This is a genomic window from Stenotrophomonas pictorum JCM 9942, from assembly GCF_001310775.1.
GTDB lineage: Bacteria > Pseudomonadota > Gammaproteobacteria > Xanthomonadales > Xanthomonadaceae > Stenotrophomonas > Stenotrophomonas pictorum.
Map to the genome: position 1 here is coordinate 1 of NZ_BAZI01000093.1, position 8,894 is coordinate 8,894.

Sequence of the window (8,894 nt, forward strand, 5' to 3'; positions counted from 1 at the left end):
TCGCGCGCGGCGAGCTGCGCCTGGCCGATCCGGGTGATGTGGTAGCGCTTGCGGCCGCCCTCCTCCTCGACGCTGACCCAGTGCTGCTTCTCAAAGTCGGCCAGCAGCGGATAGACCGAGCCGGCGCTGGGCGTATAGGTGCGCACGAACATCTCGCTGACCTGCTGGATCAGTTCGTAGCCGTGGCGCGGCGCCTGGCCCAGCAGCCACAGCAGCAGCAGGCGCAGGTCACCGCGGCCCAGTGGACGGGCCGTGGCGCGGCTGCGGGTATCGGTGGTCACGGCTTCGGTCTTCATTTCGATATATCGGAAGTGGCAAAGACGATATATCGAAAAGCCCCGGCCGGCAAGCGCCGGCGACGATCCGGCCGGGCAGGTGATACGGGTGCGACCGGGCGATTCCGCTGGCCGGTTTTCTGCTGCATCGCAGCGTGGCTCCCGTTGTCACCTTGCTGACCCGGGCGGCTCGCGGCTTCGGGCCCACATGGCGCTGGTCGCCATGCGACGGCGCTGCGGACGAGGTGTCCTGCCGTGTCTACGTCCGGGGGCCATCGATGTCGCCGGATGTCTTGCGGACAGTAGTGGAATCAACGCCATACGTATGCGTAGCCAGCTTCGTCAGGGGCGCGGTGCGCTACACTTCAGGGCTCAAAATTAAAAACAAGCGCGCGCGTGCGTGCAGTACCTGGGAGCGCCAATGAACTGGTTGAATGAAGTGCTGAACAACGACCCCAACCCGGTGGAAACACAGGAGTGGATCGAGTCGTTGAAGGCCGTTATCGATGTCGAGGGCCCCGAGCGCGCGCATCAGTTGCTGGAAGGCATGGTGGAACTGACCCGTCGTTCGGGCGCGTTCCTGCCGTTCTCTCCCACCACCGAATACGTCAACACCATCGCCCCGCACCTGGAGGCCAAGAGCCCGGGCAACGCGGAGCTGGAATGGCGCATCCGCTCGATCATCCGCTGGAACGCGATGGCCACCGTGGTCCGCGCCAACCGCAAGCCAGGCGATCTGGGCGGCCACATCGCCTCCTTCGCCTCCGGCGCCACGCTCTATGACGTGGGCTTCAACCACTTCTGGCGCGCGCCCAGCGAGAACCACCCGGGCGACCTGCTGTTCATCCAGGGCCACAGCGCCCCGGGCATCTACGCCCGCGCCTTCCTGGAAGGCCGCATCGACGAGCAGCAGCTGGACAAGTTCCGCATGGAAGTCGATGGCGGCGGCCTGTCCTCCTACCCGCACCCGTGGCTGATGCCGGACTTCTGGCAGACCCCGACCGTGTCGATGGGCCTGGGCCCGCTGGCGGCGATCTACCAGGCGCAGTTCATGAAGTACCTAGAGAACCGCGGCCTGATCGAGAAGTCCGACCGCAAGGTGTGGTGCTTCATCGGTGACGGCGAGTCGGACGAGCCGGAAACCCTGGGCGCGATCGCGCTGGCCGGCCGCGAAGGCCTGGACAACCTGATCTTCGTGGTCAACTGCAACCTGCAGCGCCTGGACGGCCCGGTGCGCGGCAACGGCAAGATCATCCAGGAACTGGAAGGCGTGTTCCGTGGCGGCGGCTGGAACGTGATCAAGCTGCTGTGGGGCGGTTACTGGGATGCCCTGCTGGCCAAGGACACCAACGGCGTCCTGAAGAAGCTGATGATGGAAACCGTCGACGGCGAATACCAGAACTGCAAGGCCTTCGGCGGCGCGTATACCCGCGAGCATTTCTTCGGCAAGTACCCGGAGACCGCGGCGATGGTCGCCGGCCTGTCCGACGACGACATCTGGCGCCTGAACCGTGGCGGCCACGATCCGCACAAGGTGTACGCCGCCTACCACCAGGCCGTGAATACCAAGGGCATGCCGACCGTGATCCTGGCCAAGACGGTCAAGGGCTACGGCATGGGCAGCGCCGGCGAGTCGCTCAACCCGACCCACCAGACCAAGAAGCTGGACGACGAGGCGGTCCGCCACTTCCGCGACCGTTTCAACATCCCGGTCACCGACGAGCAGCTCAAGGACGGCCAGGTGCCGTTCTACCACCCGGGCCCGGATTCGCCGGAAGTGAAGTACCTGCAGGAGCGTCGCGCCGCCCTGGGCGGCTACCTGCCGCAGCGCCGGCAGAAGGCCAGCAAGTCCTTCACCGCGCCGAAGCTGGAAACCTACGAGCGCCTGCTCAAGGATTCGGGCGAGCGCAGCTACTCCACCACCATGGCCTTCGTGCAGACGCTCAACATCAGCCTGCGCGACAAGGAGCTGGGCCCGCACCTGGTGCCGATCGTCGCCGACGAAGCGCGCACCTTCGGTATGGAAGGCCTGTTCCGCCAGATCGGCATCTACGCCCCGTACGGCCAGAAGTACAAGCCGGTCGATGCCGACCAGCTGATGTACTACCGCGAAGACCAGTCCGGCCAGGTGCTGCAGCAGGGCATCAGCGAGCCGGGCGCCATCGCCTCGTGGATGGCCGCCGGCACCAGCTACTCGGTCTCCAACGTGCCGATGCTGCCGTTCTACATCTACTACTCGATGTTCGGCTTCCAGCGCGTGGGTGACCTCGCCTGGCAGGCGGCGGACATGCGTACCCGCGGCTTCCTGCTCGGCGGCACCGCCGGCCGCACCACGCTCAACGGCGAAGGCCTGCAGCACGAAGACGGCTTCAGCCACATCGTCGCCGGCGGCATCCCCAACGTGCGCAGCTACGACCCCACCTTCGGTTACGAAGTCACCGTCATCCTCCAGCACGGCACCAAGGCCATGATGGAAGACCAGGTGGACGAGTACTACTACATCACCCTGATGAACGAGAACTACACCCACCCGGGCATGCCCGAGGGTGCAGCCGAGGGCATCATCAAGGGCATGTACCTGCTCACCGACGCCGGCAAGCCGAAGAAGGGCGAGCTGCGCGTGCAGCTGCTGGGCAGCGGCACCATCCTGCGTGAAGCCATCGCCGCGGCCGAGCTGCTGGACAAGGACTTCGGCGTCACCGCCGACATCTGGTCCTGCCCCAGCTTCAACGAACTGCGTCGCGACGGTTTCGACGCCGAGCGCTGGAACCGCCTGCATCCGGAAGCCGAACAGCGCAAGCCGTACGTCACCCAGCTGCTGGAAGGCCGACAGGGCCCGGCTATTGCCGCCACCGACTATGTCCGCGCCTATGCCGACCAGATCCGCGCCTTCGTGCCGATGACCTACTCGGTCCTGGGTACCGACGGCTTCGGCCGCTCCGACACCCGCGCCAACCTGCGCCGTTTCTTCGAAGTGGACCGGTACTACATCGCCCACGCCGCCATCGCCGCCCTGGCGAAGGACGGCAAGATGACCGCCAAGGATGTCGCCCGGGCCATCAAGCAGTACGGGATTGATCCGGAGAAGGCGAACCCTGTGGGGGTTTGATGTCCGGTAAAGCTGAAATGAAAAAGGCGGCCTGATGGCCGCCTTTTTTCTGCGCTAATTAAACTTGACCCCGTTACCGTCTATCGCCCACGCCGGCCATCGCCGCACTGGCGAAGGACGGCAAGATGACCGCCAAGGATGTCGCCCTGGCCATCAAGCAGTACGGGATTGATCCGGAGAAGGCGAACCCTGTGGGGGTTTAAAGAAAAAGGGGAGGCCATAGGCTGCCCCTTTCTTATCGTTGGGACACTGAGCTGGACGTTCGGTGAGGAATCGAAGGCTGGGTTTGTCTCCGAAAGTCCAGCCTCGCACTTTGGGCTCCATCGACAGGAGCCTAGTAGGTGAATTCCGGGCCGGCGTTTCCCGTGGGTTGGAGGGGCACTCTTGCGCTCGAAGCGCCGTATAAGCTAGTCCATCCTCATCCGGTGCGACATAAAAGTGGGGATCTCTGGTGCCCGCTTATATTCAGCGATGACGATCGACACATTGAGAGTTCACCGTCTAGACTATGGCGATGAAACGTCCGACTGTGATCGATCTTTTTTCTGGTGTCGGGGGATTGAGCCTTGGTGCTGCGCGAGCCGGCTTTCGAGTCGCGGGCAGCGTCGAAATTGACCCGATCGCCGCTGCTTACCACGCTCTCAACTTCCCAAGTACGCACCACATTCAACAGGATGTTGGTGACCTTGATGGAAGGGAGCTTCTTAGGGCATGTGGGGTTAAGGAGGGTTCGTTAGGGGGCCTTATTGGTGGCCCGCCCTGCCAAGGCTTTAGCGTGATAGGCAAGAAGAACAGCGGCGATCCGAGGAATCTCCTCTTTGGAAGATTTTTCCAGCTGGTCGCAGAAATGGATCCGGCTTTCTTTGTTGCTGAAAATGTGCTTGGCATTCTTCGCGCTGGCAATGCGAAGATAGTTCAGGATGCACTTGAGTGTCTGCCGTCAAAATATAAGGTGCTGGCGCCAATAAAAATAAAGGCCAGTGACTATGGAGCCCCGACCACACGCACGCGAGTTTTTTTCATTGGATATGATCCATCGAGAGTTGGTAATATCGATGGAACGACCTTCTTAGATGCAACGATAAGTAAGGTCAATGTAAGGGATGCACTTAAAGGGTTGCCGGATGTAAGGGCGGATTGGCAAAGCGAAAGCCAAAGCTGGCGAAAAGTTAAAGCGGTAGGGGACGACGCTTTCGCGGCGCGAATTAAGGGTCATATCCCGGAAGGTGTCGGTGACCCCCAGGCCATTGATCTCGCCTCTCAAAGGATCGTGTCCGGCTTCTTGGGTACTCTGCACGCGCCCGAAACTGTGCTTAGGTTTAGTCAGCTTGCTCCTGGTGAGGTCGACAGGGTTTATAGATCGCCGAGATTGGATTTTAACGGTCTTTGTCCGACGTTGAGGGCAGGAACTAATTCTGACAAAGGAAGCTTTCAGGCGGTCCGCCCGATTCATCCTACGAAGCCCAGAGTAATTACGCCTAGGGAGGCAGCCAGGCTACAAGGATTTCCAGATTGGTTTGTGTTTCATCCCACTAAGTGGCACGCATTTCGTCAAATAGGAAACAGTGTCAGTCCTATAGTCGCAGAGCATGTTCTAGGAAGGATTGCGAATCTAATTTAATGGAGGGGACATGGGTGTCATAGATGCATCGCCGACGAAGGATTTTTTCATATCGATCATCACGCGAGATATATCGCTTCAAGATGCGGTTAAGGATCTCGTGGATAACTGCATCGATGGCGCGAGGCGACTCCGGGGGGAGGGGCCTTACGAGGGGCTCCATATCTCTATCGAGATGGCAAGTGAACACTTCGTGATTGCCGACAATTGCGGCGGTATACCTGTGAGTGTTGCGAGAGATTACGCGTTTAGATTTGGGCGTCCTTTGTCCGCTCCCTCTACACAAGGTTCAATCGGACAATTTGGCGTCGGAATGAAGCGCGCACTCTTCAAGATGGGGAATCATTTTGATATCTCATCTAAATCTGAAGACTCAGAGTTTACCCTCAGCGTAAACGTTCACGAGTGGAGGTCCAAGAAAGACTCTGAAGGAAAGGAAGACTGGACTTTTGATTTTTCTTCTGTAGCTGAAGGTCAAAGTCGGGGTTCAGAGGAGTGCGAAACCGTCTTGGAAGTTAGTGATATTCATCCAGCAATCAAGCTGGAGCTGGGGTCGGAGCGTTTTAAATCGGCATTGATTCGCGGAATTCAAGAAGCCCATGCGCGGAGTCTAGATGCCGGACTCGAAGTGACCGTAAATAGCCATCAACTTAGGCATCGCGTTGCTGATCTCCTTTCGAGTGCGCAATTAAGGCCCATTAAAATCGTCGAGGACTTTGCGGCCCGGCCGGATGACGGTATTAGAAGTTCCGTCAAACTTACCTTGTATGCCGGAATATCAGAATCGAATCTGGAGGACGCCGGTTGGTACGTAATCTGCAATGGCAGGCAAATCGTCAGGGCTGATAAGACGGCCCTGACTGGATGGGGGTCGGAAATTGAGGGGGGAGTGGCCACGCCCAAGGCTCATGGACAGTTTGCTCGCTTTAGGGGCTATGTATTCTTTGAAAGCGATGATGCTCAGTCTTTGCCATGGAACACGCAGAAAAGTGGCGTAGATACAGACAGCCTTGTGTATCAATATGCCAAAGGCGAGATGGTGGCGGCGCTGCGCCAAGTGGTTGATTTTCTCAACGCACTCGATGCGGAGATGGACACCGATAGTGATCATCTGGAGACCCTGGTTAAAAAGGCTTCGCCGGCAAAGCTTTCGATTTTGCCGTTGTCGCGTTCATTTACCTACCCTGCTCAGACGGTTGGTGTCGTGCCGAAGACAGTCAAGGTACAATTTGATCGAGCGTTAGAGGATGTGGAATGGGCGAAGGAGTACTTCGGAGTTAAAACTGCCCGGCGAGTAGGGGAGCTTTGCTTCGAATACGTATGGGAAAGGGAGCATTGAGATGGCAGGGAGCTATTCCAGGATTGACTATCGTGTTCGGCCCGCGAAAAGCATCGAAAGGAAGATGCTCGTCGAATCATTTCGCTCCTTAAAATCATTTGGTTCTGTGGAGCATTATCGCTACATAGGGTTGGGCTCCGTTTATTTTAGTGACTTTTCATTGGTGCATAGATCTCTGGGTGTTGAGGAGATGATTAGCATCGAGAACGCCACAGATTCTACGGTCCAATCCAGATTTCGCCTTAATGTGCCTTACGGTAACGTGCGGATGATGTTCGGCACATCGACCGCGGTTCTTCAGAAACTTTCTTGGGATCAGCCGACTATATGCTGGTTGGACTATGATGGTGCGCTGGTAAAATCATGTCTTGATGATGTGGAATACTTTTCGAGAAATGCTTCATCTGGCTCTGTAATAGTTTTAAGCTTTAATGCCGGAAATATTGGTGGGGGCGAAGGTGTTAAGCCGCTGGAGGCTCTACAGGCGGCGGTAGGTAAGGATAATGTTCCGGCTGACGTCGAGAGTAGGGGGCTGTCTGGCTGGGGTGTGGGTGATATATATCGCCGTATTGTGTTTGAAGCTATTAAGTCAGCGCTCAAGGCTAGGTCCGCGAAAGGCGGGGCGTGGTCAGAATTTGAATTTAAGCCAATATATTATTTTAGGTATGCTGATGGGGTGAAGATGATTACAATTGGTGGGGTGCTGGTTAGTGCGTCCCATGCGGGAAATTATCAGGCGTGTAACTTCGAGCAATTCGATTTCTGTCGCTTCGATGATTCAGCCTATCTTATAGATCCCCCGCTCTTGACCTACGCGGAAATGCGTCAGATTGACGTGGATAGAACTAAGGTGGCTTGCGGTTTGCCGTTGCCTACCTCGGACATCGAGAAATACAGCCAGTTCTATCGATACTTTCCTCGGTTTGTTGAGGCAGAAATCAGCTAGCGCCGTAGGATATTCGATTTTCAGCTTTTGCTTTTGCACTTGACCTTCACCCCGTAGAGCATGGCCAATGGCCGGCGCGGATACCCGCAGGGCGACGCGCAGGAGCGCGTCGTTTTTCGCCGGTACACGGATGTGCCGTCGAAAAATGCGCCGGGCAGTGGCGAACCCGCGCAACGCGCGGGCATGCGTCCCGGGTGTGTTTCTTTTGGTTACTTTTCTTTGCACAAGCAAAGAAAAGTGACTCGCGCACCGCAGGTGCACGAAAGCTCTTGATCTTTCAAAAAGAATCGCCTCGAGGGTTCCAAGGCCCGCGGGCTGACTGAGTATCAACGATCCAGCCTGCTTGCTGTAAAAAGTGCTCCCAGCACTTGCCGGTACCTTGTCAGTTTCGGCGCCTCGGGGCCTCACCGGACCTGAATATGACGGTGCCCGATTCGATTCCAATGGCGAACGATGTGCCGAGCAGCGCGCACTGCCAGAACCAATCGCTTCCTATCTTTCCACCGGACATGAATGCCAGGATCGTAATCAGTGCGAGCGCGTGGAGCAGTACGCGTGAAGTCCGTCCATACCTGTCCCAATCCTCGCGGCGTGCGTGACCGAAGTGCTTGAATCCGTTTTCGCGGAACATCTTGAATTGGTAATAGAAACCCAGCACTTCAAAGACCAATCCGCGTTTGGCACCGGGCAGCGTCAGTCCCCACATGCAAATCATTGCTCCGACATACAGGATGGGCGGCAGCCAGGTGCCGCCGTCGATCGCACCGTACGCGATGCTGATCGGTACCATTGCCACAACATGTAGGAACAGGATCAGTTTTCCCGAAAGCCGGTAACGCATTCCATCGCCCTCCGCCGTACGCCGCATCGAGCCTATCGCATCTGGCTCATGGGAAATAAGCGCCTCGAAAACGATGAGGCAGTGTCGGTTTTGCGGAAGCGGCGCTCACGCTAACGGCTCTGTAGTCCTTTTCCTACCGCGCAACGCGTGTTCCACCGACTGACGTGGGCTGTGGCACGGGCGCAACGTCGCCGTGCTCCGCCCGCCGTGGTGATGCAATGTCACCGGCGATGGCGGGGCACGGACCCCGGACGTGCCGGGTTGGATACGCATAAGCAAGGAGCAGGCTGTGACCCAGAATGTGGTTTCCCTCGTCCTCAGCGACGCGCAGGTGGCCGCCGCCACCACCGGTTTGAAGCAGATTGAAAGTGCGTTGCCCGGGCTGATTTCCCTGCCGGCCGAGGACGCGCGCGGGCTGGTGTTCATGGGCGAGCGCTCCGGCCCGTTCGTGCGCCGCACCCTGCGTGTGGTGGAGGAACACCCGCACGTGGTGCCGGCCAGCTTGGATATTCCCGCCGCGCAGGCCGACCTGCTCGCCTACGACCAGCTGGTGCCGCTGCTCGAACGCCTGCAATACCTCACCAGCCGCGTGCAGGACACCGTCAACGCACTGGGCAGCGACCTGATGAGCACCGCGCTGGACGCCTACGGCCATATCAAGGTCTCCGGCAACGACCATGGCCTGGAAGACCTGCGCCGCCAGCTGGGCAGCCGCTTCCGCGGCACCCGCACCGCCGCCCCAGCAGTTCAGGCCGAGGTAGCC

7 protein-coding genes are annotated in these 8,894 nt (G+C 58.5%); 5 read left to right on the plus strand and 2 right to left on the minus strand.

All coding sequences use genetic code 11. The features are described from left to right. Nucleotides 1–296 (minus strand): PadR family transcriptional regulator (locus JCM9942_RS06795; protein WP_172675061.1); only part of this gene is annotated, 296 nt, incomplete at its 3' end. 400 nt (nucleotides 297–696) lie between these two features. Between JCM9942_RS06795 and aceE the strand changes: the two genes are divergently transcribed. The 4 genes from aceE to JCM9942_RS18895 all read left to right on the plus strand — a co-directional run bounded on the left by aceE (nucleotide 697) and on the right by JCM9942_RS18895 (nucleotide 7,290). Continuing rightward, entirely contained in the window at nucleotides 697–3,384 is a 2,688-nt protein-coding gene (gene aceE, locus JCM9942_RS06800; RefSeq protein ID WP_054658645.1) for a pyruvate dehydrogenase (acetyl-transferring), homodimeric type, read from the plus strand. A 514-nt stretch (nucleotides 3,385–3,898) separates the two neighbouring features. After that, on the plus strand, nucleotides 3,899–5,005 hold the full coding sequence (locus JCM9942_RS18165) for a DNA cytosine methyltransferase (RefSeq protein WP_083468451.1): 1,107 nt from the start codon (nucleotides 3,899–3,901) through the stop codon (nucleotides 5,003–5,005). A 10-nt stretch (nucleotides 5,006–5,015) separates the two neighbouring features. Beyond that, nucleotides 5,016–6,344, plus strand: a complete 1,329-nt coding sequence (locus JCM9942_RS18170) for an ATP-binding protein (RefSeq protein WP_083468450.1) — start codon at nucleotides 5,016–5,018, stop codon at nucleotides 6,342–6,344. A 1-nt stretch (nucleotide 6,345) separates the two neighbouring features. Beyond that, nucleotides 6,346–7,290, plus strand: coding sequence for an O-methyltransferase (locus tag JCM9942_RS18895; protein WP_338062219.1), 945 nt, complete (start codon nucleotides 6,346–6,348; stop codon nucleotides 7,288–7,290). A gap of 382 nt (nucleotides 7,291–7,672) precedes the next feature. Here JCM9942_RS18895 and JCM9942_RS06815 read toward each other — a convergent pair whose 3' ends face one another. Beyond that, nucleotides 7,673–8,131 carry a hypothetical protein gene (locus JCM9942_RS06815; protein ID WP_054658651.1) on the minus strand — a complete coding sequence of 153 codons (459 nt, stop codon included), beginning with the start codon at nucleotides 8,129–8,131 and terminating at the stop codon, nucleotides 7,673–7,675. A 289-nt stretch (nucleotides 8,132–8,420) separates the two neighbouring features. On the opposite strand from JCM9942_RS06815, the gene JCM9942_RS06820 reads away from it, so the two are divergent. Continuing rightward, nucleotides 8,421–8,894, plus strand: a 474-nt coding sequence (locus JCM9942_RS06820; RefSeq protein ID WP_054658653.1) for a hypothetical protein, incomplete at its 3' end; no start/stop codon positions are given.